The sequence below is a fragment of the Nitratireductor sp. GISD-1A_MAKvit genome, from assembly GCF_040819555.1.
In the GTDB taxonomy this organism is placed as follows: Bacteria; Pseudomonadota; Alphaproteobacteria; order Rhizobiales; family Rhizobiaceae; genus Nitratireductor.
In genome coordinates this window covers 3,278,645-3,301,698 of the sequence record NZ_CP161920.1, presented here as the reverse complement: position 1 = coordinate 3,301,698, position 23,054 = coordinate 3,278,645, and the positions used below count along the sequence as shown (strand labels likewise).

Sequence of the window (23,054 nt, the reverse complement as noted above, 5' to 3'; positions counted from 1 at the left end):
ATGAAGCACCCAACCGGCTCGTGCATAACTGCCACCACCATCCGCAACCGCAGCTTTTTGCCGGCGGCCTCGCAAGATCGTTTCACTTGCCGCGAAAAATGCTTTAAGAAACGGCCGTTTTGACTTTGGGGAACAACACGATGAGCGACATGACGGAAACTGCTGAAGCCCAGGCCCGCTTTCTTTCGGCGGCACTGCCTTACATGCAGCGTTATGAAAACAAGACCATCGTCGTGAAATATGGCGGCCACGCCATGGGCGACGCGGCGCTCGGCCAGGCATTCGCCCGCGATATAGCGCTCCTCAAACAGTCCGGCGTGAGCCCCATCGTTGTTCATGGCGGCGGTCCGCAGATCGCTGCCATGCTCAAGAAGATGGGCATCGAATCGAAATTCGAGGGCGGCCTGCGTGTCACCGACGAAAAGACCGTCGAGATTGTCGAGATGGTGCTGGCCGGCTCCATCAACAAGGAAATCGTGGCGCTCATCAATGCCGAAGGCGAGTGGGCGATTGGCCTTTGTGGCAAGGATGGCAACATGGTCTTCGCCCAAAAGGCACACAAGACCGTGGTCGATCCCGATTCCAGCATCGAACGCGTGCTCGATCTCGGCTTCGTCGGCGAGCCGGTTGAGGTCGACCGCACACTGCTCGATCTGCTGGCCCACTCGGAGATGATCCCCGTCATTGCGCCGGTGGCGCCCGGCCGCGACGGCCACACCTACAACATCAATGCCGACACCTTTGCCGGAGCGATTGCCGGAGCCGTGCGCGCCACACGCCTTCTTTTCCTCACCGATGTGCCGGGTGTGCTCGACCGGAACAAGAAGCTGATCGATGAGCTGACGGTCGCCGAAGCCCGCGCCCTCATCAAGGATGGCACGATTTCCGGCGGCATGATCCCCAAGGTGGAGACCTGCATCGAGGCGATCGAACGTGGTGTGGAAGGCGTCGTCATCCTCAACGGCAAGACCGCGCACTCGGTTCTTCTGGAACTGTTCACCGAGCACGGCGCGGGAACCCTGATCGTTCCCTGACAGTTTTACTCAATCCAGGGTTGCTCAATTCGGCGCGTCGCCACTATCATATCCGCCTTGGACTGGAAAAAATAAAAGCTATGCCTTATATTGAGGGGGCCGATAGTGGCGATCTGGGTGTATCGAGGCGATGGCTTCGATTCTGAACAGGAGTTTTGCCGCCTGATGGATGAGAAAACCGCGACTGCCGGTGAACTGGACGGCGTTATCAGCGGTTTACACGAATTGAAGCTCATCTCGGACTACGGGTTTTACAACCAGCTTAGGCGCAACAATTGGCGCAAACTGGAAACCGGTTTCTGGCTCTTCAAGGACAGGCAATTCCATATGATCGCTGGATTTTCAGGAGACGGCAGAGGCGATACGCGGGAAGTCTATCTCATCGTGTCTGAGGTCATCAGCCGCCGCGCAAACCCGGATACTCTCCAGACGATGCTCAACACCGCTCGTGAGCGGGTGCGCGTCGGGAGGTTGGAAAGGTGGAACCATGAGTTTTGATTCCTTCGCCAGAGCGGCAAGCAAAAAGCCGCATCTGAAACTTGCGTTCGCACGCGTCGAGGGCGCCCGACGAATGGCAGACACGTTGGCTGGTCTGCGCCAGGAGGCCCGCCTGACCCAGAAGCAGCTAGGAAAGATACTTGGGGTTTCCCAGGCCCGGATTTCCCAGGTGGAGAGCGGTCTTTTGGATCACGCACCTTCGATCGATTTCGCCTGCGCATTTGCGGCCGCTTGTGGTGGCCGACTGGAGTTTCATGCCGGGCGTGACCGTTGGCCTCAACTCGGAACCGAGCTGGAGCAGGCAGCCAGCGCATTGGCCGAGGCTTTCGATGATGCGGATTTTTTTACCGACGAAGATTTTCTGTTGGAGCCGGAAAGCACGCTGAAGAGTGGTTAGGCCCGTATCCAGCGTGAAGGTCTTGCGCGTAAAAAGCGATCATCCGCCGCAAGACTTCTCCGGACAGAACTCGCAGAGAAGGCCGCGGTTTGCGTTTGCCTGATGGCCGTTAGATACGGGGAGGGGCATGATCTGGTATCTCGTGGCGGGGCAGTTCGCTCCGGTTCTGTCAGGCATTCTGGGGCTCATCGGTTCCGCCGTTCTGGTTCTTCCGTCCGTCGTAACGACCGATTCACGGACAACGATGTTGCAGCTGCAAAGACTCCAGGCATCAAGCACAAAGCCCAATGCATTTCAAAAGCAGATGAAGCAACTGCTTGACAGGGCGCTCAAGGAGATGGTTTTCGAACGCCGCTGTCAGCGGGTTGGTCTGCTTCTGCTATCCTTGTCATTCCTGTTGCTTGCCGTTCACGGCTTTGCAAACTGACGCGAGGAGACCGGTCTTCGACGAGCCGGTTTACAAAAGCACCAGCAAAACAATCCCCGCGACGATCAGAAGGCAACCGGCCACTTCGGTGCGGTTGATGTGCTCTCGGAAAAAGAAAACCGAGGAGGCGAAGGTAAAGATCATCTCGATCTGTGCCAGCGCCTTCACCACCGCAGCCTGTTGCAGCGTCATGGCGCTGAACCAGCCGAGCGAAGCGGCGGCGCCAACAAAACCGACAAACAGCGAAGGCTTCCATGCCTTCGCAATCCTGCCGACCTCCGCGCGGTCGCGCCAGAGCATCCAGATGAGCATGATCGCGGTCTGAAAGGTGATGGTCACGGCCAGCGTTGTGGTCGCCTGCATCAGATAGTTCGGGCCGCCCAGAGAGAGTGAGGCCGCGCGATAGGCCACGGCCGTGATCCCAAACAAAGTGCCGGAGGCAAGGCCGATCAGTGCCGTGCGGCTGATGAGCGAACCGAAGAGATTGCTCCAGCTCATCGGCACACGTGCGACCGAGATCAGCATCACGCCGATCACCGTGACAGCGATGGCGATCAGGGCACCGAAGCCGGCGACTTCTCCCAAAAGCACGAGCCCGAAGATCGCCGCCTGTGCCGGCTCGGTGCGCGAATAGGCGGTGCCGACCGCAAAATTGCGGAAGGAAAAGAGATAGATAAGGAGGAACTGCGCGGAAATCTGCCCAAGCCCCCCGAGCAGCGTCCAGGCAAGAAACGTCCCGTGAAGTTTGGGGAATTCATAGCCGGCAGTAAAGTGAAGTGCGAGCCACAGTATGAGCACGAACGGCATGCCGAAGCCGAAGCGCACGAACGTCGCCCCGGTCGTGCCCATGACGCCCTTCAGATGCTTTTGGCCCACGGAACGCAGATTCTGCAGAAAGGCTGCTGCTATGGTGATCGGGATCCAGAGTTCCATCCCCTGTCTTTTGCCGGCCGAACCGGATCTGGGCAAGGCGCACGAGCGAAGAATCGGTATACCAAACTGGGCCACCGTGTAGCTCGGCGTAAATGCATTGCATAAACGGTCTGAGGAGATTGTCCCACGGTGTGCGTTGATGTCATAAGGCTACGATGACAAACCAGTTCCCCGCCGATCGTGTCTCCGCAGATCGCTTTTCTCATATCACCGACTGGGTGTTCGATCTCGACAACACGCTTTATCCGCACCACAGCAATCTGTTTTCGCAGATTGATGTGAAGATGACGGCGTATATGAAAGACCTTCTGCAGATGGAGTATGAGGAAGCGAGAACGCTCCAGAAACAGCTCTATCTGAAATACGGAACCACGCTGAACGGGCTGATGAAGCGCTACGACATCGATCCGGACGACTTCCTCGAGAAAGTTCACGACATCGACTATTCCTGGCTCGATCCGGATCCGGCACTCGGCGAGGCGATCAAGGCGTTGCCGGGTCGCAAATTCATCTTCACCAATGGTGATCGGGGTCATGCCGAGCGAACGGCCCCGCCAGCTCGGTGTACTGGACCATTTCGACGATATCTTCGACATCGTCGCTGCCGATCTTCTCCCGAAGCCGGCAGCAGCCACCTATGACAAGTTTGTCGCGCTACACAAGGTTGCGGGCGAAAACGCCGTCATGTTCGAGGATCTGGCGCGCAATCTCGCGGCCCCCAAGAAACTCGGAATGACCACGGTTCTGGTCGTGCCCAACAATTTCGAGCCGACCTTCACCGAGATCTGGGAGCAGGATGCGAACGAAGAGGACGATGTCGATTTCGTCACAGACGATCTGACTGGATTCCTGAGGGCGATCACCGGCGATTGAACTGCCTCCCGGCGGGAAGGCCGGCGTGCGTGTGGTTGCGACGCCCGCCGATCCATCTTCGTCGCTATGGGGTTGAGCTGATCAATGGTCGTGGCCTGAATCCGAGGCGCCGCCACGCGCGGGACCCGCCAACAGCTCCAGATCCACCTTGCCGGCGTTTTCGAATTCAAGCGTCAGGGGTATTGTCTCACCTTCCCGAAAACCCTTTTCCACCTGCATGAACATCACGTGCAAGCCGCCGGGTTCCAGTGTCACTGTTTCGCCCGCAGGGATCGCCAGCCCACCCTTTACCGGGCGCATGACCATGACATCATTGTTCATTTCCATGGTGTGGATTTCCACCTTGCCGGCGCGCGGTGAGGCCAGCGACACCAGTGTGTCATCATCTGAACCGGTGTTCTCGATCACCATGTATCCGCCGCCGGCAGGCTGGCCGGGCAGCATCGCCCGCACCCGGGCATGAGCGATTTTCAGATCACCGATTTCGACCGCATGGTGGGCGTGTTTATCGGTGGCCGTTTCGGCACTCTCCTCCTTGGAAGAATGGTTATGGTCATCCGTGCCGTGGGCCGCAGCGCCCGTTACGAGCAGTGGAAGTGCGGCTGTTGCCGCGAGAAAAATGTTTGAACGCATGGTTGCGCCTTTCATGTCTGAGCTTTGAATTTGCCGGAAGATCCGGACTTGAAAAGATCAGGCAGGGGCAGGGGGCGCGCGAATGGCGTGTGCCGTGTTGCAGGCGGGATTGATGCGAACGCCAACGTGCCAGCCGGGCACAACAGTGCCGTCCCCCAGCCAGGAGGGCAAAACCAGCGCTGGAAGGTTTGGCGTGGCGGATGAAAACTGGAAGCCGCAGGCGTGGCCACTCAGGCACAGCGGACATTGTGCCATGCGGGAATGCTTCCCGCCCTCATCGGATGCCGTGCCGATTCCATACGTTGTGCAGATAACGAAACCATGGGAGGCCGGAGCCGCCGCGGCCAGGGCCAGCGGCTGCAACAGCCCCATCAGCAGGGAAAAAAATCCCACCGCCGCGAAAAGCTTTGCTTCGTGGCGCAGGTTTTCAAACCAGCTTGTGTTGCCCAGGCATGGCGTCATCCACAAATGCCTAGCCGAATGCGGGGCCGGCCGCCAGTCTCACCGGCTGCGGCATCGGGGCTCAGAGCTCGTAGAATTCGGCGATCTTGGCCCAGGCTTCCTCTGCCGTGTCGACAAAGGTGATCAGTTCGTCGTCGCCGGGAGAAATCGTGCCCTGCTCGGCCAGAAAGCCAAGGTCGATCGCACCTTCCCAGAACGCCTTGCCAAAGAGAACCACCGGCACCCGCTCCATGCGGCCCGTCTGGATCAGCGTCAGCGTTTCAAACAGTTCGTCCATGGTGCCGAAACCGCCGGGGAACACGGCCACCGCCTTCGCCCGCATCATGAAATGCATCTTGCGGATGGCAAAGTAGTGGAAATTGAAGCAGAGCTCCGGCGTCACATAAAGGTTTGGCGCCTGCTCGTGCGGCAACACGATGTTGAGGCCTATGGAGGGCGCGCCGCAATCGGCAGCGCCACGATTGCCCGCTTCCATCACGCCCGGTCCGCCACCCGTCACCACCACATATTCGCGGTAGTAGGACTTGGCCGATTCTTCCGAGCAGAGCCGCGCGAAATTGCGTGCTTCCTGATAGTAGCGGCTGTTCTTTTCGAGATTCTTCTTCTGCGTCTCATTCTTGGCTGCCCAGGCCTCGCCACCGGGCTCGGGCAGGCGTGCGCCGCCGAACAGGATCACGGTGGAACGAATGCCGCGTTCGGCAAGCGCCATTTCCGGCTTCAGGAGTTCGAGCTGCAGGCGCACCGGGCGCAGTTCGCGCCGGGTCATGAAGTCTTCGTCGTCCCAGGCGAGGCGATAGGTCTCCGCGCGTGTCTGCGGCGTGTCGGGCACCTGCCTTGAGCGGCGCAGGTCCTCGTCGGAATGCGGCAGGGGCGTCCAGCCGTTCTCGTCTTTCGAATCCATGGTCATTTATCCGTCCTTTGGCGCGGTCCCGCGCGATCCCGAGATTGACCCCCAGAGACGCTTCGCATACGTTCCGCGCCGATCCGGGACATTTCTCCCAAACTATCGCTGAGCCCTTAACAGCTTGTTCAATGGAGCCGCAAGCATGACGAGTATCGATGTCGCCGCGCTGGAAACAACAATCGAAAAGGCATTCGACGAGCGCGACGGCGTTTCGACCGACACCCGCGGCGAGATCCGCGATGCGGTAGAAGCTTCGCTGCAACTGCTCGACAGCGGCAAGGCGCGGGTCGCCGAGCGTCAGGCAGACGGTTCCTGGAAGGTGAACCAGTGGCTGAAGAAGGCTGTGCTCCTCTCCTTCCGGCTCAATCCCATGCAGGTCATCAAGGGCGGGCCGGGCGATGCCGTCTGGTGGGACAAGGTGGCCTCGAAATTCGATGGCTGGAGCGCCAACGAGTTCGAGAAGGCCGGCTTCCGCGCCGTGCCCAACGCCGTTGTGCGTCACTCCGCCTATGTCGCACCCGGCGTTGTCTTGATGCCCTCCTTCGTCAATCTCGGCGCCTATGTGGGCGAGGGCACCATGGTCGACACCTGGGCGACCGTCGGCTCCTGCGCCCAGATCGGCAAAAACGTGCATCTTTCGGGCGGTGTCGGCATTGGCGGTGTTCTGGAGCCCATGCAGGCCGGCCCCACCATCATCGAGGATAACTGCTTCATCGGTGCGCGCTCGGAAGTGGTCGAAGGCTGCATCGTGCGCGAAGGCTCGGTCCTTGGCATGGGCGTCTATATCGGAAAATCCACCAAGATCGTCGACCGCGCAACGGGCGAGATCTTTCACGGCGAAGTTCCACCCTATTCGGTGGTCGTGGCCGGCACCATGCCCGGCAAGAACGTACCGGGAGAAAACTGGGGCCCCAGCCTCTACTGCGCCGTGATCGTCAAGCGCGTCGATGAAAAGACGCGCTCCAAGACCTCGATCAACGAACTCCTGCGCGACTGACGAGCTGCGGAGAAGCGCAATGCCCAAGGGACAGATCGCCTGGCTGTTTTTCGGCTTTTCCGGAAGGGTAAGCCGCGCTGCCTTTTTCCTGGCGGGCATGCTTCTGGCCGTGCTCCAGGCCTTTGCGCTCTACCGTTTCACCCTGGCGCCGGAAGGCAGCGGCGCCAGCGGCATGTGGGCGCTGCTTTTCTGGGGCATTTTCTTCGTCTCGGTCTTCTCCTCGGTGGCTCTGGGCGTCAAACGCCTCCACGATTTTGGCAAGCCCGGCATTTTCGCCGTCTCACTCTTCATCCCGATGGTTTCGATCCTCGCCTTCATCGTGCTGTGCCTCTATCCGGGTGATGCTGGCGCAAACGAATATGGCGACCGGACAAACGCACCGAAGCAATAGTAGGTTTGCCGCGTGACAGGCACGCCCTGTTGGATTATCCCTTGCGCATGACACTGCCGACAGATCCCGCCGCCAATCTCGCCGAACTCATCCGCTGCCCCTCCGTCACACCGGTGGAAGGGCAGGCGCTTTCCGTGCTTCAGGGCATGTTGAAGGCGCTCGAATGCACGGTCGAACGCCCGGTCTTTTCCGAAGAGGGCACGCCCGACATCGAAAATCTCTATGGCAAGCTTGCAGGCGAGGGCCCGCATCTCATGTTTGCCGGTCACACAGATGTCGTGCCGCCGGGCGATGAGAGCGCATGGAAACATCCGCCTTTCGCCGCCGCCATTGCCGATGGCCAGATGTATGGTCGCGGCGCGGTGGACATGAAGGGCGGCATCGCCTGTTTCGTCGCCGCGCTCGCCCGCTATGTGGAAGCCCATGGCAAGCCGAAAGGTTCCGTCTCCTTCCTCATCACCGGAGATGAGGAAGGCCCGGCGCTCAACGGAACGGTCAAGCTTCTCGAATGGGCCTTGGAGCGCGGCGAAAAGTGGGACGCCTCGATCGTCGGCGAGCCCACCAATCCAGACCGGCTTGGCGACATGATCAAGATCGGCCGGCGTGGTTCGCTTACCGGCCGCATCACTGTCAATGGCCGTCAGGGGCACGTTGCCTATCCGCACCGGGCAGACAATCCGGTGCCGGGCCTCATGCAATTGCTTGAAGCGCTGCTTGAGACACCCTTCGATGAAGGCACGGCGGATTTTCAGCCGAGCAATCTGGAAGTCACCACCGTGGATGTGGGAAACACCGCCACCAATGTCATCCCGGCCAGCGCCACGGCGGTTTTCAATATCCGCTTCAACGACACCTGGAGTGTGGAAAGCCTACAGGCCGAAATCCACAATCGCCTCGACCACGCGGCAGAGGCAAACCGTCTGCGCAGGGGCGCCGACCAGCCGGTCGATTTCGACGTCGACTGGCTTGGCCGCCCGAGCCCGGTTTTCTTGACGCGCGACGAGAAACTGGTCGAGACCCTGTCGGCTTCGGTCGAGTCTGTGGTCGGCTCGCGTCCACAGCTCTCCACCTCCGGCGGCACATCCGATGCGCGTTTCATCAAGGATTACTGCCCCGTGGTGGAGTTCGGTCTCGTCGGCCAAACCATGCACATGGTCGATGAACGGGTGGCCCTGTCCGACCTCGAAACCCTGACGCAGATCTATCTGCGCTTTCTTGAAGACTGGTTTGCCTGACCATGCCCTCTTTCGCCGAGATCCAGCAGTATCTTGCCGGTGTCTGGCGCATGATGATGGGACGCTCCGAAGGTCTTCGCCTTTTGGATCTGTCTGCAGACGGTTTCTGGAACTCTTTCGTCGCCATTCTTGTCGCCTTCCCGCCCATGGTGGTGGGGTGGGTGGCCATCTCGAACGAACTCGCTGGCGTTGAAATTTTCGCCTCGCGCTTCTCGCTGTTCACGCGGTTGATGCTGACGGATCTGGCAACCTGGGTTTTTCCCTATGCCATCCTTGCTCTCGCGGCGCGCCCGGCCGGCATTGCCGATCGCTTTGTGCACTATGTCGTGGCAAGCAACTGGGCGTCCGCCCTGTTCGCGTGGATCATGCTGCCTGCAATGCTCATGCGGTTGCTCCTGCCGGAGGCCGCAGACCTTGCCAATCTTGCCACGTTCCTCATTTTCATTGCCACGATGGTGCTGTCATGGCGGCTTACAAACGCGGCCATCGGCAAGGGGCCTGCCGTGGCGACGGCGGTCTTCGCGGCCATGTTTGCCGCTTCACTGGCCATTCTTTTCACCTTTGAGGGAGTCCTTGGGCTGGCACGCACCGGTTAGGGGCGGGCGCAACCGACTCGTCCGCGGTGCCACGGATGGCTCAATAATCAACGCGCGTCAGGTAAAGCCCATGCGGCGGGGCGACCGGGCCACAGGCCTTGCGATCGCGGGCTTCAAGTGCCGTTGTCACGTCGTCTGCGCTCCAGCCGCCTTCGCCCACCCGTTTCAGCGTGCCTGCAAAGGACCGTACCTGATTGTGCAGGAAGGAACGGGCCGAGGCGCGGATCTCCACAAATTCCCCGTTGCGCGTCACTTCCAGCTTGTCCAGCGTCTTGACCGGGCTCTTCGCCTGGCACTGGGCCGCCCGGAACGTTGTGAAATCGTGTGTTCCAACCAGCCGCTGCGCAGCCTCGTGCATTGCCTGCGCATCGAGCGGTGCTGCCACATGCCAGGCATGGGCGCGGTCAACGGTCAGGGGGGGGCGCCGATTGTGAATGCGGTAGAGATAGTGCCGGGCCTTTGCCGAAAACCGCGCGTCAAAATCATCGGGCACCTGCGCGGCCTCAATCACGGCCACGGTTTCCTTGGCCATGGCCAGGCGTGCATTGATTGCATTCTGTACGGTGCGGGCAGACCATTCGCGCGTCAGATCGAAATGCGCAACCTGCGCCAGCGCGTGCACGCCGGTATCGGTGCGCCCGGCGCCGAACAGTGTCACGTCTTCACCGGAAAAGGCGGCAATGGCATTTTCAATCGCCGCCTGCACGGAATGGTGCGTGGCCTGCCGCTGCCAGCCAAAATAGGGCCCGCCATCATATTCGATGTCGATGCGAAAGCGCGCCATGGTCAAAGCCCGCCAAAGGCTGGAGCGTAGACGAGCTTGCCCATGCGCGGTGCTACATCGTCCCAGCGCAGAGCCTGAAGCGCCTCGCACTGATAGTCGCTCTCAAAACTTTCGGCATCCCCATGCCGATAGCCGAAACGGCCATAATAGGCGGGGTCGCCCAGAACAACAGACAGCGTTTCGCCGCTGGCGATCAGGCGCTGGTGAGCTTCCTCGACAAGTTGCGCAGCAACCCCCTGCCTTTGGCGGGCAGGGGAGACGGCGAGCGGCGCGAGCGCCACCGCGGGAAAATAGGTGTCGCCGCTCACGACATTAAGGCGGGAAAAGAGCACATGGCCATATACCACGCCTTCAGTTTCCGCCACGAGTGAAAGAACCACGTCGCCATCTGCATGAAGCGACTGAACAAGCCTTGCTTCGCCATCGCCGTCAAAGGCAGTGCACAAGAGGGTGTGGACCGCGTCGCGGTCGGCAACGGTTTCGGTCCGAATATTCATTGCGTTCATGGAAGCACGGTTCCTTTTCCGAGCTTCGCCCCGCGCAGGAAGTCCACCGCCTGCATCGGTCTCCCCCCGGCACGCTGCACTTCGGTCAGTCGCACCGCGCCATCGCTACAGGCAATCGTCAGTACCTCGTCCAGAACTTCGCCAGGCGCGCCTTTGCCGTCGGCGCGTTCGGCCCGCAAGAGCTTGACGCGCTCCGGCTTGCTGCCGAAGCTCATTTCGCACCAGGCGCCGGGAAAAGGCGAAAGCCCGCGAATGTGATCGTGAACCGCGCGGGCAGAGCTGTTCCAGTCGACGCGGGTTTCCTCTTTCAGGATCTTCTTGGCATAGCTCGCGCCCTCGTCGGGCTGCGGTGTCAGCGTCAGTGTTCCTCTTTCGAGCGCATCCATGGCCTCGACCATCAGGGAAGCGCCCACATCTTTCAGCACATCGTGCAGTTCGCCGCCGGTGATGTCCGGCGTGATGGCAATGCGGGATGTCATGGCCACGGGCCCGGTGTCGAGCCCTTCGTCCATTTTCATCACCATCATGCCAGTCTCGCTATCGCCGGCCATGATCGCGCGCTGGATGGGCGCAGCCCCCCGCCAGCGCGGCAGCAGCGATGCATGACCGTTGAAACAGCCAAGCCGCGTGCCCTCCAGAATGGGTTTGGGCAAAAGAAGCCCATAGGCGACCACGATGGCGGCATCGGCTTCTAGCGCGGCAAACGCGGCCTGCTCATCCACGCCCTTGAGCGATTTCGGCGTCCGCACCTCAATGCCGAGCGCTTCGGCGGCCTGATGAACAGGCGATTTGGTGAGTTCCAGCCCGCGTCGCCCGGCAGGGCCGGGGCGGCTGTGAATAGACGGCGACGATCTCGTGCCCGGCCTCCGCCAGCGCCTGAAGTGTGGCAACGGAGAAATCCGGAGTGCCCATAAAGATGAGACGAAGTGCCATGCCGCGTGTCCGATGCGTTCAGTCAATCAAACGAGCGCACCCGCGCTCCTGCGGTGCTTGAAGCGGATTTATCCGCTTACGGTCAAGCCCTGCTGGCACAATTGCCTTATGGAGCGGGAGATGATCAGCCGACCATGCGTGCGGGCGGACGGTCCTTGGCAAGTTTCTTAAACTTGCGCACCACCATGTCGCGCTTGAGCTTTGACAGATAGTCGATGAACAGAACGCCATTCAGATGGTCTATCTCGTGCTGCAGGCAGGTGGCGAGCAGCCCGTCGGCTTCAACGCTCTGCTGCTTTCCTGCGAGATCGAGATAATTGACGGTGACCCCGGCGGGGCGCTCCACCTCCGCATAGTAGTCGGGTATGGAAAGGCAGCCTTCCTCATGCACATTGCGCTGATCGGTGCTGGCGACGATTTCGGGATTGATCACCACCATGGGTGCCGGCTCTTCATCCTTTTCCGAAACGTCGATGACGAGCATACGCAGCGGCTCACCCACCTGGATGGCGGCAAGGCCGATGCCCGGCGCGTCATACATGGTTGCCAGCATGTCGTCGGCGAACCTGCGTAACTGATCGTCGAAGCGCTCGACCGGTTGGGAGGTTTCGCGCAGGATCGGGTCGGGAAGAAGAACTAGCGGTTTGATCGTCATGGCGTTCAGGTAAGCCCTGCCTGTGAGAACGTCAATACAGAACGCTTGTTCACGGTTTGGTCTTATGGTTGCATCACGAATCGTCTAGAGTGCGGGCCATGAACGAGATTTCAGATGTTTTCGCAGCCCCGGTGGCACAGTTTGGTGCCAGCACGTTCACGCTTGGCCAGCTTCTGCTCGCCGGCGGTTTACTGCTTTTTGTGCTGATGATCGCGCTTGTCACCGGGCTGTGGCGCGCGGCGCGTGCGCGGGCGGTGGCGGCAGCCGAGGCTGCCCAGCATGCCCGTGAGGCCGAGGCGCGCATGGCCGAACTGACCAAGGCACAGGCCGAGCTTCAGGGCCGTATGGGCTCTATCGCCGAAGTGTTCGGCAGCCGGCAGGCGGAACTGACCAAGGCCCTGTCGGACCGGCTTGACGGCATGAGCTCGCGGCTTGGCCACTCCATTACCGAGCAGACCAAATCGACCCATGAGAATCTTGCAAAGCTGCAGGAGCGACTGGCGGTCATCGACACGGCACAAAACAATATCCAGTCGCTCGCCGGTCAGGTGGTCCAGCTCCAGCAGATTCTTTCCAACAAGCAGACGCGCGGCGCCTTCGGCCAGTCGCGTATGGAGGCGATCATCGCCGACGGTCTGCCGCACACGGCCTATGAGTTTCAGGCAACGCTCTCCAATGGCAGCCGGCCCGACTGTGTGGTCAAGATGCCCAATGACGCGCCATCGCTGGTGATCGATGCCAAGTTCCCGCTCGAGGCATGGAACGCCATCCGCGCGGCATCCGAAGGTGAGGGCGGTTCGCCCGAAGCCCGGAAAGCCGCCGAAGCAGCGTTTCGCCGCGATATCGAAGTGCACATCAAGGCGATCTCGGAGAAATATCTCCTGACCGGAGAAACGCAGGACACGGCCTTCATGTTCGTGCCGTCGGAATCGATTTTTGCCGAGATCCACGAGAATTTCGAGAACCTTATCCAGCGCGCTCACCGCGCGCGCGTGGTCATTGTCTCACCCTCGCTGCTCATGCTCTCGATTCAGGTCATTCAGGCTGTGCTCAAGGATGCGCGCATGCGCGAGCAGGCGCACTTGATCCAGGCCGAAGTGGTGCGCCTGATGGAGGATGTGGGCCGGCTCGATGACCGGGTGCGCAAGTTGCAGACCCATTTCATGCAGGCGAACAAGGACATCGACATGATCCTTACCTCGACCGACAAGGTCACCAAGCGCGGGGCGAAGATCGAGGCGCTGGAGCTGGGCGCGGGCGAGGCCGAGAAGTCTGACGGAAGTGACAACCGTCTGGCGCCCAAAAAGCCAAATGATGAGGGCGGACCGGGATCTGGCCAGTTGCGGCTGCGCGTGGTTGATGAGTAATTCGAATATTTTCGAAATATTGTTGACGGCGCGATTGCGACGCTTTAGGCGTCCGCATCATGGAACTGGAAGCAGCATCGACCCAGCTTGAAGCGCTCGGCAACCCGGTGCGGTTGCGCATCTACCGCCTGCTCGTGCGAGCGGGTAGCGAGGGCATGCCTGTCGGCGGTCTGCAGGAGCGCCTTTCCATGCCTGCCTCCACCCTTTCGCATCATTGCAAGAAGCTTCTGGAAACCGGCCTTGTTTCGCGCGAGCGGCAGGGGACCACACTGATTTGCCGCGCGCACTATCCGGCAATGCATGCGCTGATCGGCTATCTCACCGACGAATGCTGCACTGAAAGCAGCCAGCCCGGATTACCAGAGGAAAACTGAAGATGGCGCGTGCCCTGACCGCAGAGCCTGGTTACAGGCGCATGATCACGGCGCTCGGCATTGCCCAGATCTGCTCCTGGGGATCGATCTTCTACAGTTTTCCACTGATTGCCGAAGCGATGCGCATCGATCTCGGCTGGTCAAAGCCGCTTCTTTACGGCGGTGCCACGGCGGGTTTGGTTCTGGCTGCACTTGCTGCCTATCCGGTTGGGGCTGCGATCGACCGGGGGCAGGGGCGCTGGGTCATGGGCGGCGCGTCGCTCATGGCGGGGCTGCTCTATCTCCTCTGGTCGCAGGTTGACAGCATTGCGTTGTTCTATGTGGTTGTCCCGCTGCTTGGCGCGCTGCAGGCGGCAACACTCTATGAACCGGCCTTCGCCGTTCTCGCCCGTCGCGTTGGCGCACTGGAGGCGCGGCGCGCGATCACCGCGCTGACGCTATGGGGCGGCTTTGCCAGCACGGTGTTTGTGCCGTTGGTTCAATGGCTTATCGATATGCTCGACTGGCGTGGCGCGCTGATGGTTCTCGGCGCAATCAATGCCCTTGTCTGCGCCAGCCTCTATGTCGCGGTGATCGACCCGACCAGGGACAGACCGAATGAATCGACGGGAGAGAACGGAAAGCCGGAGTTCGCCGGTCGCGCCGCCGTTTCCTGGGCCTTTCGACAGCCGGTCTTCTGGGCGCTGGTGCTGTTTCTCGTGCTTTATGCCGGTGTTTTTTCCAGTCTGAGTTTTCATCTTTATCCGCTGCTACTGGAGCGTGGATTGAGCGCATCGGAAGTCGTCGGCATCGTTGCCGTCATTGGCCCGGCGCAGGTTGCCGGCCGTATCGCCATCTGGAGTTTCGCTCCGGAAGCGCCCGTGCGCCGCATCGGTTCGATCATGGTCGGCGTGTTTCCGCTGGTGCTCATCGGCTACGCTTTTGCGCCGCCGCATTTTCTCGTAATTGCGATCATTGCCGCGTTCTATGGCGCGGCCAACGGCATGATGACCATCGTGCGCGGGCTTGCCGTTCCCGAAATGCTGAGCCGTGAGGCCTATGGCGCGATCAACGGGGCGCTGATCGCGCCATCCCGTATGGTGGAAGCGATTGCGCCGCTGGGCGTCGCCGCTCTCTGGGCGGCAAGCGGCGGATATGATCTCTATCTTATGCTCGCTTTCGCCGCGACACTGGTCATGGTCGGCGCCTTCTGGACGGCGTCATTCATGGCTCGACCGAAATTTCCGAAAACCGCGTGAAACGGGAAAATTCCGTTTCAAATCCCAAAATTTTCCAAAATTCCAGTCAAAATTACCCAAAACGCAGCTAGCCTGAAAACCGCGCGGTCAGCGCCTCCAGCGCTGCCTGATCTGACGCCGCCCGCTCCCGGAGAGCGGTCACGAGACAGGCCTCGGAACGCAGGATCACGCCATCGTCGAGAACCTTCAGATGGTTTGCCGTGAGCGTCGATCCGGTGGACGTGATATCGACGATCACATCGGCCGAGCCCGCTGCCGGTGCACCTTCGGTGGCGCCGAGGCTTTCCACGATGCGATAGACCTGAATGCCGTGCTTCTGGGAGAAGAACTGCTGGGTCAGCCGCCAGTATTTGGTAGCGATCCTTAGCCGGCGTCCATGCCGATGGCGGAAATCGGCTGCGACATCGTCGAGATCGGCCATGGTCGCCACGTCGAACCAGACCTCCGGCACCGCAACCACCACGTCTGCGCGGCCAAAGCCCAGCCTTGCGGCAATCGCCACCTTGCGCTCCCAGTCGGGAATGGTTTCGCGGACGAGATCTTCGCCGGTGACGCCGAGATCAACCGTGCCGCGCTCCAGTTCGCGGGCGATTTCGGAGGCCGAGAGAAAGGCAATCTCGACACCGACCACGCCTTCGAGCGTGGCGCGGTAGCGCCGGTCGTTTTCCGGCAGGTGAACGGTGAGGCCAGCCTTTTCGAGCTGCGCCAGCGCGTTTTCCTTGAGGCGGCCCTTGGAGGGCAGGGCGAGGGTGATGCTCATGCCGCCGTCTCCTTCAGACCTGCCACGCGATCGAGCCAGATGGAAAAGCCGACGCCGGGAATGGGCGTCTCCGCGCCCAGAAGTGTCAACAGCCGGTCATAGCGCCCGCCACCGGCCAAAACCGTGCCGGCGGGTGACGCGATCTCGAACACGAAACCGGTGTAGTAGTCGAGCGGGCGACCAAAGCCGGCATCATAGGTCAACGTGTCAAGCGGCATTCCCTCGGCCGAAATCCGCTCAGCGCGCGCGGCGAAGGTTTCGAGCGCGTCATCGAGAACGAGACCGTTTTCGGCGGCAAAGGCAGAAAGCCGTTCGCCCGCTTCGGCAAAGGGCGTGCGCATTTGAACGAATGCCTTCAGGGCGCTCATGGCCTCGTCCGTCAGTCGAACACTGCGCAGTTCCGCCTTCTCGATGAGCCGCCGGGCGATTTCGTGCGGGGCACGACCGGCGGAAGGCGAAATCCCGGTCTCGTTCATCACCGTGCTGACATGCTCTGACAAAGCTGCCTCGTCGCCACGGGCCACAAGTCCGGCAACGGCACGCGGCAGGTTGGCGGCGGTTTGCGGATTGGCGAGATCGTCGAGCGCGGCCTGCAGAAGCTTTGGCGAGCCGAAGGCGCGGGTCAGGCGCATCTGCCAGCCGCGCGGCAGGCCAAGCGCTGAAAGCACCGCCTCGAACACCGCCTGATCCCCCAGCGTGACGGAGAGCTTCTGGCCCGGCAGAACGCGCGCCAGAAGCGCATGCGCGTCACCCAGCGAACGGGCATCCGCGCCAGCCCGGTCGCTCGCACCAAGATCCTCAATGCCGGCCTGAAAGAACTCGGCCCCGCCCTCGCGCTGCTGGCGGAAGACCTCGCCCAGATAGGCATAGCGCTGCGGGGTGGCGGCACGCTTTTCGATATGGTCGCGGCAGACGGGGATGGTGAATTCGGGCCGGAGACAGAGATTGGCGCCGGTCTCGCTTTCCGTCAGGAAAATGCGGCGGCGCAGATCTTCGCCCGCCATATCCAGAAACGGATCGGCGGGCTGGATGATCGCGATGTCGGTCAGCACCGCATCGCGTTCGGCAAAGAGCGCGAAGATGTCGTCGGCAAAATCGGGTGCGCGCAGGGTCATGGGGCGTTCTCCTGCCTTGCGCTTCGGGCAAAGGTCTCGCGCGATACCTGGCGCCGGCGCTGCCCCTCATCCGCCTGCCGGCACCTTCTCCCCGCCAGCGGGGAGAAGGAGGATGGCCGCAACGTCAGTGTCTCCCTCTCCCCGCTGGCGGGGAGAGGGTAAGGGTGAGGGGCGAGCACTGGGCTGCTGGAACCAGCGATGGCGGCTGTCATCACGCAGCCCCGCCGGCCTGCGCGGCAAGCATCTTGCGCACCGTCTCGACGAGTTCGTCTTCGCTGACGGTCAGCTGCGCCACGCGGGCCTCGCGCCATTCCTCATTGCTTTCGATCTCGGCGGAAAGCTTCTTGCCCTCGATCAGATCCTTGATCTGCACTTCGCCATTGGCGCGCTCGTCCGCGCCCTGAATGATGGCCAGCGGCGAACCGCGGCGGTCGGCATATTTGAGCTGGTTGCCGAATTTCTTCCAGTTGCCCTGATACATCTCGGCACGAATGCCGGCAGTGCGCAGCTTCTGCGTGAACTGCTGGTATTTCGCCATCGCCTCGGTGTCGCCATCCATGACGGTGATGAGCACCGGCGGCAGGACGGGATCCTGACCGAGCTTGCCGAGGTTCTTGAGCGCGGTCGCCAGACGCGACACGCCGATGGAAAAGCCCGTTGCCGGAACCGGCTGGCCGCGAAAGCGCGAGACGAGCCCGTCATAACGCCCGCCACCGCCAACGGAACCGAAGCGCACGATCTCGCCCTTTTCATTGGGAATTTCAGCGGTCAGCTCGGCCTCGAAAACGGGGCCGGTGTAATATTCGAGGCCGCGCACGACGGAGGGGTCGATGTTGATGCGGCTTTCATCGTAGCCGGCTGCGCGGCACAGACTTTCGATCTGCGCGAGTTCTGAAGCACCGGCCTGGAACGTCTCATTGTCGAGCTGGTGAGCATTGCCATCGACATAATCGAGTACGATCTGGGCATTCGCCTCATCCAGCCCCGCGCCCTTCGTGAAGTCGCCTTCGCCTTCCTTGCCACCATCCCAGCGGCCTTCGCCCAGAAGAAGCTTCACGCCTTCCGGTCCGAACTTGTCCAGCTTGTCGATGGCGCGCAGCACGGTCAGCTTCTGCGCCTCGTCGGTGACGCCGATGGCCTCCATCACGCCGTCGAGCACCTTGCGGTTGTTGACGCGGATCACATAGTCGCCGCGGGCGATCCCGAGTGCTTCCATGACATCGGCCATCATCATGCACATCTCGGCATCGGCGGCGACGCCCGGCGCACCCACCGTGTCGGCGTCGAACTGCATGAACTGGCGGAAGCGGCCCGGTCCCGGCTTCTCGTTGCGGAACACATAACCCGCCCGGTAGGTGCGGTAGGGAAGCTGAATGTCGTTGAAATTCTCGGCCACATGGCGGGCCAGCGGGGCGGTCAGGTCGTAGCGCAGTGAGAGCCACTGCTCGTCATCATCCTGAACGGAGAACACGCCCTCGTTTGGCCGGTCCTGATCGGGCAGGAATTTACCGAGTGCGTCGGTGTATTCGAAAATCGGGGTCTCGACCGGGTCGAACCCATAGCGCTCATAGACCTCGCGGATCTTCGCGCACATCTCATCCACGGCGCGAATGTCGCTCGCATGGCGGTCGACAAAGCCGCGTGGGAGCCTCGCCCGGGTCTTGTCAGCCTTTTTAGCCATGTCGAAATCCGTCCATAATTGAAGAAAACCGCGCCCGGAAGGGGCGCGGCTGTCCTAGCCGATCATGGCCGAAGCGGCAAGGCCGGCCGACCCGGCCTGCGGGCTCCCGTTCAACTGACGATGCGCAGATTGGAAAGCTCGTCTCCGATGGCCTTGAAGGCATCGTCCAGATCGCCGCCCGTGGCATTCCAGAACAGCTTGACCGGCTTGCCATTGCCGTCCTTGCGCGTTCGCGAGTCGGAGGAGCAGGCCTTCAGCGCGTCGATCTGCTTTTTCTCCGAACTGTTGCGCTCGTCGAGATCGAGCGCGACCGTCATGACGATGATGTTTTCTCGCTTCGCATTCTCGCAGGTGGCGGTCATGTGGCTGGTCATCGCCGCGGAGTAGTTGCTGTTGGAATAGGAGTATTCGTTGACACCCTCGGCCCCCTCGAAAAGGCGGCTTTCTCCGGCGCGGTTTCGCACATAACCATAGTTGGAATAGATCGATTTCGAGCCGGCGAGGTCGTTTCCGCCATAGCGGTGGTTTATGCCGGAATAGCTCTGCGCGGTTATGCTGGTGGGTGTGTAATAGGTGTTGGCGCCGTCGGTCAGAACGATCACCACCTTGTCATTGCCCTTTTCGTTGTCGGGGCGGCCTTCCGAAAAGGGCGCGCGCCCGGAAACCACCCGCCAGCCCCAGGCCAGCCCCTCGGTTACATTCGTCGCACCGCCTGCTTCCATGTCGTCGATGGCGGTATTGATCCTGTTCAGCCCCTCGCTCCGGCCAACATCGGTGAGCGGAGTGATGGGCCTGGTGCTGCAGCTTGCATTTGGCCCTTCGTTGATGTCCATGCGGCGCGTTTCATGGGGTTTGAAATATTTCGGCATAAAGGCCTGGTCATAGGCCGCGGTCGTCGAGCCGCCGGTGAAATCGTCCCACCAGTTGTTGTTGGCCGGGCGCAGGCTGTAGTCGATCTGATCCGTTTCATCCGGTGCGAACATGGGGACGAAGAGCGTTTCCGGCCTGCTCCTGTCTGCCGGTTCGTCATTGAGGTTCAGAGGATAAGGCCGCATCTCCACGCAGCCGGCCCAGCTGGTGACGCTGTCATAAGTGTAGGTTGTGTTTTCGACCCAGCCATAGCGCCGGCAGGAGCCGTTTCTACGGTATCTGATACATTCATAGGCCCAGTCCGTCGCCGAGCCGGAGATGCGTTTCATCTCATCGTAGAGCGTGAAGCGCGTGACCTTTTCGCCTTCTTGCGCACCCCAGCCTCTGCCCTTTTTGTAGTAGATGCCCGCCGCCATTTCGACGCGTTTTTCGGGATCATCGTCTGCCATGGTGGACCAGTCGAAATTCTCATGATGAATGGGAGAGCGGCCATCCGTGTCCATCCAGTCCGCGCCGGCATTTTGCGGTCCCACATTCACCGAAGCGGCGAACGGCACCAGGCCGAACTGGACCGGCTTCTCAATCTGCTTCATCTGCGCGCCTTCGGCAGCGATGGTCTTCACCAGCTCCTTGGCCGCTTTTTTCAGGATCGAAAGGCGCTTTTCGAACGAGCCGGTCGCGGTGTATCCCATGGACCCGGAATTATCGAGCACGAGAGCGACCTCAAGCGTGTTTTTCAGCCGGATCTCGCTCTGTGCCCTGAAATCGACCTGCGTTTCGTTGTCGGGGTTTTCGCCACGCAGCAACTGGAAGACCGGATAGAAAAGCGGTTCGTATTTGAGCTGCGCTTCCAGTTTGAGCGTGCCGCCGCCCGTGTTCTGATTGGGAAGCATGACGGCGAGCGTGGTGTTGGCCGGATCGACCCCGCCGAGATTGGCCTCGAAGAAATCACGGGCATACTCCTTCGCCTCTTCGTCGCTCGCTCCCTGAGTGAGATATCTGGCGGTTGCTATGCCCGCCGCATCCAGCGCCTGCAGGGTCATCTGCCGCTGTCGGGAGATCTGGCCATAGTCGATCACGAGTGCGGTGACACCCAGGAGCGGTGCCATCAGGAGTGCGGTCATCAAGGAAAAGTTGCCGCCACGGTCATGCACGAATCTGTAGAACATTTGGGCCACCCCTTTAAAAGGTACTGGTCCAGATTCCACCCAGTGTGCTTAACCCCGGGTAACTGGTGCGATCACGTTGGTTTTCTTGGTTTTCGCAACGTTAACACCCCCGATACAAACCCCGCGGTTTTTGCCTGCGATAATAAAACCGGGTGACTTCGAAGCCGGCATCCGATAATTCCGGCCTGAGCCTCTCTCCCACTCCTTCAATGCCCGAGACCAACCGTTCTTCATGTCCAAAACTCCGCAGATAATCGATACGCTTGACCAGATCACCGGACCCTATGATGCCATCCTGTGTGATGTCTGGGGCGTGATCCACAATGGTGTCTCCGTCTTTCCCAAGGCGTGTGCCGCCCTTTCCAGAGCGCGGGACGCCGGCAAGGCGGTGGTTTTGATCACCAACTCGCCACGCCCGCATGAAGGGGTGGAAGAGCAGCTCGGTGCGCTGGGCGTTCCCGACGATGCGTGGGATCGTGTCGTGACCTCAGGTGATGTGACGCGCGACCTTATCCGCACCGCGCCGCGGAAGATTTTCCACATCGGCACCGAGCGCGACAAAGCGATCTTCGATGGGATCGACGTGGAACTGGTGGAGGATTTCGAAGCCTCCGGCGTCGTTTGCACCGGCCTGTTCGACGATGAGAACGAAACGCTGGAGGACTATGCGGAATTGCTGGAGCGCCTGAGAATGCGCGATCTTCCGTTCATCTGCGCCAATCCCGACATCATTGTCGAGCGCGGCGACCGGCAGGTGTGGTGTGCCGGGGCGCTCGCACGCGATTACGGGCTTCTGGGCGGACGCACGCTGATTGCCGGAAAGCCGCACCACCCGATCTATAAGGCGGCGTTCAAGGCGGCAGCCGACATCATGGGTAGCGAGCTTGAGCGCGAGAAGGCCCTTGCCATCGGCGATGGCGTGCTGACCGACGTGAAGGGCGCCGATCAGTATGGCGTCGATGTCCTGTTCGTGGCGGACGGCATCCACGCGCGCGAATATGGCGATGGCGAGGGGCCGGAGCCCGACCGCCTTGCGGCGTTTCTCGAAACCCATGGCCACAATCCGGTGGCTGTGATTGCGCGTCTTAGATAGGGTGCGCGCGTGGCCGGACCGATCAAGCGCATTGCAGATCTGACCGAAATGCCCGCCGCCCTTCGCGGCGGCGTGGTGGCCATCGGCAATTTTGATGGCGTGCATCGCGGGCATCAGTCTGTGCTGGAGCCGGCGCTTGAGATTGCCCGGCGGGACGGTGTTCCGGCACTTGTGCTGACCTTCGAGCCGCATCCGCGGCAGGTTTTCCGGCCGGATGTCCCGCTTTTCCGCCTGACGCCCGCGCCGATGAAGGCAGCGCTGCTGGGAGCGCTCGGCTTCGATGCGGTTGTCGAGCAGCAGTTCGACCGCGCATTCTCCGGTCTTTCGCCGCAGGAATTCGTTCACTCCGTACTGGTCGAGGGGCTTGGCATCACCCATGTGGTGACGGGTTACGACTTTCATTTCGGCAAAAACCGTGGTGGCACGCCTGATCTTCTCAAGGCGGCGGGGCGGGACAACGGTTTTGGCGTGACCCTGGTGGACGCCTTTTCCGATGAGGGCGGGGCGGTGATTTCCTCAAGCCGCATTCGCGCTCTTCTGGGGGACGGCGCGGTGGCAGAGGCTGCCGGCCTTTTGGGCTATCGCTACACGGTGGAGGCTGAAGTTACGGGTGGCCAGAAGCTGGGGCGCACGCTGGGTTTTCCCACTGCGAACATGGCGCTGCCGTTGGAAACGGAACTCCGCCACGGCATTTATGCGGTGCGCTTTCGCCGGGCCGATGGCACGCTGCACAATGGGGTTGCCAGTTTCGGCCGCCGCCCGACCGTGACGGAAGAGGGCGCGCCGCTGCTCGAAACCTTCCTGTTCGACTTTGACGGCGATCTCTACGGCGAACGCTGTTCGGTCTCGCTGTTTTCCTTCCTGCGCGGGGAGGAGAAATTCGACGGGCTCGATCCGCTGGTTGAACAGATGAAGCGCGACGAGGCGGAAGCGCGCGCGCTGCTTGCCGAAGTGAAGCCCCTTTCGGCTCTCGATCTGCGGCTTGCTTTCGACGGGCTGGCAGCGTGAGGGCAATCGCCTCTTTATTCTTCGGCCTGCCTCGGCTAAAAGCCGTTGCCATGATGACACGCGCCGGTTTCATACCGATTGCCATACGAATTATTGGCCCGGCCTTCCGTGCGGCCTGAGT

The 23,054-nt window shown here is 61.1% G+C and carries 24 protein-coding genes and 2 pseudogenes; 14 read left to right on the top strand and 12 right to left on the bottom strand.

Translation table 11 applies throughout. The annotated features are described in order from the left end of the window. The first annotated feature begins 140 nt into the window (after positions 1 to 140). The 4 genes from argB to AB2N04_RS17200 all read left to right on the top strand — a co-directional run bounded on the left by argB (position 141) and on the right by AB2N04_RS17200 (position 2,356). Entirely contained in the window at positions 141 to 1,034 is an 894-nt protein-coding gene (gene argB, locus AB2N04_RS17215) for an acetylglutamate kinase (protein WP_367715826.1), read from the top strand. Positions 1,035 to 1,199: 165 nt separating this feature from the next. Beyond that, complete coding sequence (locus AB2N04_RS17210; protein WP_367715825.1) at positions 1,200 to 1,532, top strand: hypothetical protein; 333 nt, start codon at positions 1,200 to 1,202, stop codon at positions 1,530 to 1,532. Continuing rightward, positions 1,522 to 1,929 carry a helix-turn-helix transcriptional regulator gene (locus AB2N04_RS17205; protein ID WP_367715823.1) on the top strand — a complete coding sequence of 136 codons (408 nt, stop codon included), beginning with the start codon at positions 1,522 to 1,524 and terminating at the stop codon, positions 1,927 to 1,929. The genes AB2N04_RS17210 and AB2N04_RS17205 overlap by 11 nt, the downstream gene beginning before the upstream one ends. A gap of 127 nt (positions 1,930 to 2,056) precedes the next feature. After that, entirely contained in the window at positions 2,057 to 2,356 is a 300-nt protein-coding gene (locus tag AB2N04_RS17200; RefSeq protein WP_367715821.1) for a hypothetical protein, read from the top strand. Positions 2,357 to 2,386: 30 nt separating this feature from the next. Here AB2N04_RS17200 and AB2N04_RS17195 read toward each other — a convergent pair whose 3' ends face one another. Then, positions 2,387 to 3,289 (bottom strand): EamA family transporter, encoded by a 903-nt coding sequence (locus AB2N04_RS17195; RefSeq protein ID WP_367715819.1) that lies wholly within the window; start codon positions 3,287 to 3,289, stop codon positions 2,387 to 2,389. A gap of 155 nt (positions 3,290 to 3,444) precedes the next feature. On the opposite strand from AB2N04_RS17195, the pseudogene AB2N04_RS17190 reads away from it, so the two are divergent. Next, a pseudogene (locus tag AB2N04_RS17190) lies at positions 3,445 to 4,162 on the top strand (pyrimidine 5'-nucleotidase). Positions 4,163 to 4,243: 81 nt separating this feature from the next. Here the strand turns inward: AB2N04_RS17190 and AB2N04_RS17185 are convergent. From AB2N04_RS17185 to AB2N04_RS17175, 3 genes are all read right to left on the bottom strand, one after another. Next, positions 4,244 to 4,795, bottom strand: a complete 552-nt coding sequence (locus AB2N04_RS17185; protein WP_367715818.1) for a copper chaperone PCu(A)C — start codon at positions 4,793 to 4,795, stop codon at positions 4,244 to 4,246. Positions 4,796 to 4,852: 57 nt separating this feature from the next. Beyond that, on the bottom strand, positions 4,853 to 5,257 hold the full coding sequence (locus AB2N04_RS17180) for a hypothetical protein (protein ID WP_367715817.1): 405 nt from the start codon (positions 5,255 to 5,257) through the stop codon (positions 4,853 to 4,855). Between the two features lie 61 nt (positions 5,258 to 5,318). Next, positions 5,319 to 6,158 (bottom strand): LOG family protein, encoded by an 840-nt coding sequence (locus AB2N04_RS17175; protein WP_367718846.1) that lies wholly within the window; start codon positions 6,156 to 6,158, stop codon positions 5,319 to 5,321. A gap of 145 nt (positions 6,159 to 6,303) precedes the next feature. On the opposite strand from AB2N04_RS17175, the gene dapD reads away from it, so the two are divergent. Genes dapD through AB2N04_RS17155 form a run of 4 tightly spaced genes read left to right on the top strand, consistent with a single transcriptional unit; the run spans position 6,304 to position 9,380 of the window. Further along, positions 6,304 to 7,158, top strand: a complete 855-nt coding sequence (gene dapD / locus AB2N04_RS17170) for a 2,3,4,5-tetrahydropyridine-2,6-dicarboxylate N-succinyltransferase (protein WP_367715815.1) — start codon at positions 6,304 to 6,306, stop codon at positions 7,156 to 7,158. Positions 7,159 to 7,177: 19 nt separating this feature from the next. Beyond that, a complete protein-coding gene (locus AB2N04_RS17165; protein ID WP_223019859.1) occupies positions 7,178 to 7,549 on the top strand; it encodes a DUF805 domain-containing protein in 372 nt (123 codons plus the stop codon). A 47-nt stretch (positions 7,550 to 7,596) separates the two neighbouring features. Then, positions 7,597 to 8,784, top strand: a complete 1,188-nt coding sequence (gene dapE / locus AB2N04_RS17160) for a succinyl-diaminopimelate desuccinylase (RefSeq protein WP_367715813.1) — start codon at positions 7,597 to 7,599, stop codon at positions 8,782 to 8,784. Positions 8,785 to 8,786: 2 nt separating this feature from the next. Then, on the top strand, positions 8,787 to 9,380 hold the full coding sequence (locus AB2N04_RS17155) for a transporter (protein WP_367715812.1): 594 nt from the start codon (positions 8,787 to 8,789) through the stop codon (positions 9,378 to 9,380). A 40-nt stretch (positions 9,381 to 9,420) separates the two neighbouring features. Here AB2N04_RS17155 and truA read toward each other — a convergent pair whose 3' ends face one another. From truA to def, 4 genes and pseudogenes are all read right to left on the bottom strand, one after another. After that, positions 9,421 to 10,164 (bottom strand): tRNA pseudouridine(38-40) synthase TruA, encoded by a 744-nt coding sequence (gene truA / locus AB2N04_RS17150; protein ID WP_367715810.1) that lies wholly within the window; start codon positions 10,162 to 10,164, stop codon positions 9,421 to 9,423. 2 nt (positions 10,165 to 10,166) lie between these two features. Further along, positions 10,167 to 10,670: a GNAT family N-acetyltransferase gene (locus tag AB2N04_RS17145; RefSeq protein WP_367715808.1), complete on the bottom strand. Its 504-nt coding sequence runs from the start codon at positions 10,668 to 10,670 to the stop codon at positions 10,167 to 10,169. Beyond that, a pseudogene (fmt, locus tag AB2N04_RS17140) lies at positions 10,667 to 11,603 on the bottom strand (methionyl-tRNA formyltransferase). The gene AB2N04_RS17145 and the pseudogene fmt overlap by 4 nt, the downstream one beginning before the upstream one ends. Before the next feature lie 124 nt (positions 11,604 to 11,727). After that, the gene (def, locus tag AB2N04_RS17135; RefSeq protein WP_367715806.1) at positions 11,728 to 12,258 is read right to left on the bottom strand and encodes a peptide deformylase; all 531 of its coding nucleotides are present in this window, start codon (positions 12,256 to 12,258) and stop codon (positions 11,728 to 11,730) included. A 98-nt stretch (positions 12,259 to 12,356) separates the two neighbouring features. Between def and AB2N04_RS17130 the strand changes: the two genes are divergently transcribed. From AB2N04_RS17130 to AB2N04_RS17120, 3 genes are read left to right on the top strand one after another with little or no spacing between them, the layout of a single operon-like run. Then, a complete protein-coding gene (locus AB2N04_RS17130) occupies positions 12,357 to 13,625 on the top strand; it encodes a DNA recombination protein RmuC (protein ID WP_367715804.1) in 1,269 nt (422 codons plus the stop codon). Positions 13,626 to 13,684: 59 nt separating this feature from the next. Next, on the top strand, positions 13,685 to 13,999 hold the full coding sequence (locus AB2N04_RS17125) for an ArsR/SmtB family transcription factor (protein ID WP_367715803.1): 315 nt from the start codon (positions 13,685 to 13,687) through the stop codon (positions 13,997 to 13,999). A 2-nt stretch (positions 14,000 to 14,001) separates the two neighbouring features. Beyond that, positions 14,002 to 15,237, top strand: coding sequence for an MFS transporter (locus AB2N04_RS17120; RefSeq protein ID WP_367715801.1), 1,236 nt, complete (start codon positions 14,002 to 14,004; stop codon positions 15,235 to 15,237). A 67-nt stretch (positions 15,238 to 15,304) separates the two neighbouring features. On the opposite strand, the gene hisG is transcribed toward AB2N04_RS17120, so the two are convergent. The 4 genes from hisG to AB2N04_RS17100 form a co-directional block, all read right to left on the bottom strand. After that, positions 15,305 to 15,997, bottom strand: a complete 693-nt coding sequence (gene hisG / locus AB2N04_RS17115) for an ATP phosphoribosyltransferase (RefSeq protein ID WP_367715799.1) — start codon at positions 15,995 to 15,997, stop codon at positions 15,305 to 15,307. Further along, positions 15,994 to 17,112: an ATP phosphoribosyltransferase regulatory subunit gene (locus AB2N04_RS17110; protein WP_367715797.1), complete on the bottom strand. Its 1,119-nt coding sequence runs from the start codon at positions 17,110 to 17,112 to the stop codon at positions 15,994 to 15,996. The genes hisG and AB2N04_RS17110 overlap by 4 nt, the downstream gene beginning before the upstream one ends. A gap of 211 nt (positions 17,113 to 17,323) precedes the next feature. Further along, positions 17,324 to 18,793, bottom strand: a complete 1,470-nt coding sequence (gene hisS / locus AB2N04_RS17105) for a histidine--tRNA ligase (RefSeq protein WP_367715795.1) — start codon at positions 18,791 to 18,793, stop codon at positions 17,324 to 17,326. A gap of 110 nt (positions 18,794 to 18,903) precedes the next feature. Next, positions 18,904 to 20,832, bottom strand: a complete 1,929-nt coding sequence (locus AB2N04_RS17100; protein ID WP_367715793.1) for a pilus assembly protein TadG-related protein — start codon at positions 20,830 to 20,832, stop codon at positions 18,904 to 18,906. Positions 20,833 to 21,064: 232 nt separating this feature from the next. On the opposite strand from AB2N04_RS17100, the gene AB2N04_RS17095 reads away from it, so the two are divergent. Further along, positions 21,065 to 21,925 (top strand): TIGR01459 family HAD-type hydrolase, encoded by an 861-nt coding sequence (locus tag AB2N04_RS17095; protein WP_367715791.1) that lies wholly within the window; start codon positions 21,065 to 21,067, stop codon positions 21,923 to 21,925. 48 nt (positions 21,926 to 21,973) lie between these two features. Next, positions 21,974 to 22,933: a bifunctional riboflavin kinase/FAD synthetase gene (locus AB2N04_RS17090; protein WP_367718845.1), complete on the top strand. Its 960-nt coding sequence runs from the start codon at positions 21,974 to 21,976 to the stop codon at positions 22,931 to 22,933. The last annotated feature ends 121 nt before the right edge of the window (positions 22,934 to 23,054 follow it).

Bases quoted from the DNA above. Each gene is read 5' to 3' on its own strand.
- argB (WP_367715826.1), top strand. From the start codon at position 141: ATGAGCGACATGACGGAAACTGCTGAAGCCCAGGCCCGCTTTCTTTCG.
- AB2N04_RS17210 (WP_367715825.1), top strand. From the start codon at position 1,200: ATGGATGAGAAAACCGCGACTGCCGGTGAACTGGACGGCGTTATCAGC.
- AB2N04_RS17205 (WP_367715823.1), top strand. From the start codon at position 1,522: ATGAGTTTTGATTCCTTCGCCAGAGCGGCAAGCAAAAAGCCGCATCTG.
- AB2N04_RS17200 (WP_367715821.1), top strand. From the start codon at position 2,057: ATGATCTGGTATCTCGTGGCGGGGCAGTTCGCTCCGGTTCTGTCAGGC.
- AB2N04_RS17195 (WP_367715819.1), bottom strand. From the start codon at position 3,289: ATGGAACTCTGGATCCCGATCACCATAGCAGCAGCCTTTCTGCAGAAT.
- AB2N04_RS17185 (WP_367715818.1), bottom strand. From the start codon at position 4,795: ATGCGTTCAAACATTTTTCTCGCGGCAACAGCCGCACTTCCACTGCTC.
- AB2N04_RS17180 (WP_367715817.1), bottom strand. From the start codon at position 5,257: ATGACGCCATGCCTGGGCAACACAAGCTGGTTTGAAAACCTGCGCCAC.
- AB2N04_RS17175 (WP_367718846.1), bottom strand. From the start codon at position 6,158: ATGGATTCGAAAGACGAGAACGGCTGGACGCCCCTGCCGCATTCCGAC.
- dapD (WP_367715815.1), top strand. From the start codon at position 6,304: ATGACGAGTATCGATGTCGCCGCGCTGGAAACAACAATCGAAAAGGCA.
- AB2N04_RS17165 (WP_223019859.1), top strand. From the start codon at position 7,178: ATGCCCAAGGGACAGATCGCCTGGCTGTTTTTCGGCTTTTCCGGAAGG.
- dapE (WP_367715813.1), top strand. From the start codon at position 7,597: ATGACACTGCCGACAGATCCCGCCGCCAATCTCGCCGAACTCATCCGC.
- AB2N04_RS17155 (WP_367715812.1), top strand. From the start codon at position 8,787: ATGCCCTCTTTCGCCGAGATCCAGCAGTATCTTGCCGGTGTCTGGCGC.
- truA (WP_367715810.1), bottom strand. From the start codon at position 10,164: ATGGCGCGCTTTCGCATCGACATCGAATATGATGGCGGGCCCTATTTT.
- AB2N04_RS17145 (WP_367715808.1), bottom strand. From the start codon at position 10,670: ATGAACGCAATGAATATTCGGACCGAAACCGTTGCCGACCGCGACGCG.
- def (WP_367715806.1), bottom strand. From the start codon at position 12,258: ATGACGATCAAACCGCTAGTTCTTCTTCCCGACCCGATCCTGCGCGAA.
- AB2N04_RS17130 (WP_367715804.1), top strand. From the start codon at position 12,357: ATGAACGAGATTTCAGATGTTTTCGCAGCCCCGGTGGCACAGTTTGGT.
- AB2N04_RS17125 (WP_367715803.1), top strand. From the start codon at position 13,685: ATGGAACTGGAAGCAGCATCGACCCAGCTTGAAGCGCTCGGCAACCCG.
- AB2N04_RS17120 (WP_367715801.1), top strand. From the start codon at position 14,002: ATGGCGCGTGCCCTGACCGCAGAGCCTGGTTACAGGCGCATGATCACG.
- hisG (WP_367715799.1), bottom strand. From the start codon at position 15,997: ATGAGCATCACCCTCGCCCTGCCCTCCAAGGGCCGCCTCAAGGAAAAC.
- AB2N04_RS17110 (WP_367715797.1), bottom strand. From the start codon at position 17,112: ATGACCCTGCGCGCACCCGATTTTGCCGACGACATCTTCGCGCTCTTT.
- hisS (WP_367715795.1), bottom strand. From the start codon at position 18,793: ATGGCTAAAAAGGCTGACAAGACCCGGGCGAGGCTCCCACGCGGCTTT.
- AB2N04_RS17100 (WP_367715793.1), bottom strand. From the start codon at position 20,832: ATGTTCTACAGATTCGTGCATGACCGTGGCGGCAACTTTTCCTTGATG.
- AB2N04_RS17095 (WP_367715791.1), top strand. From the start codon at position 21,065: ATGTCCAAAACTCCGCAGATAATCGATACGCTTGACCAGATCACCGGA.
- AB2N04_RS17090 (WP_367718845.1), top strand. From the start codon at position 21,974: ATGCCCGCCGCCCTTCGCGGCGGCGTGGTGGCCATCGGCAATTTTGAT.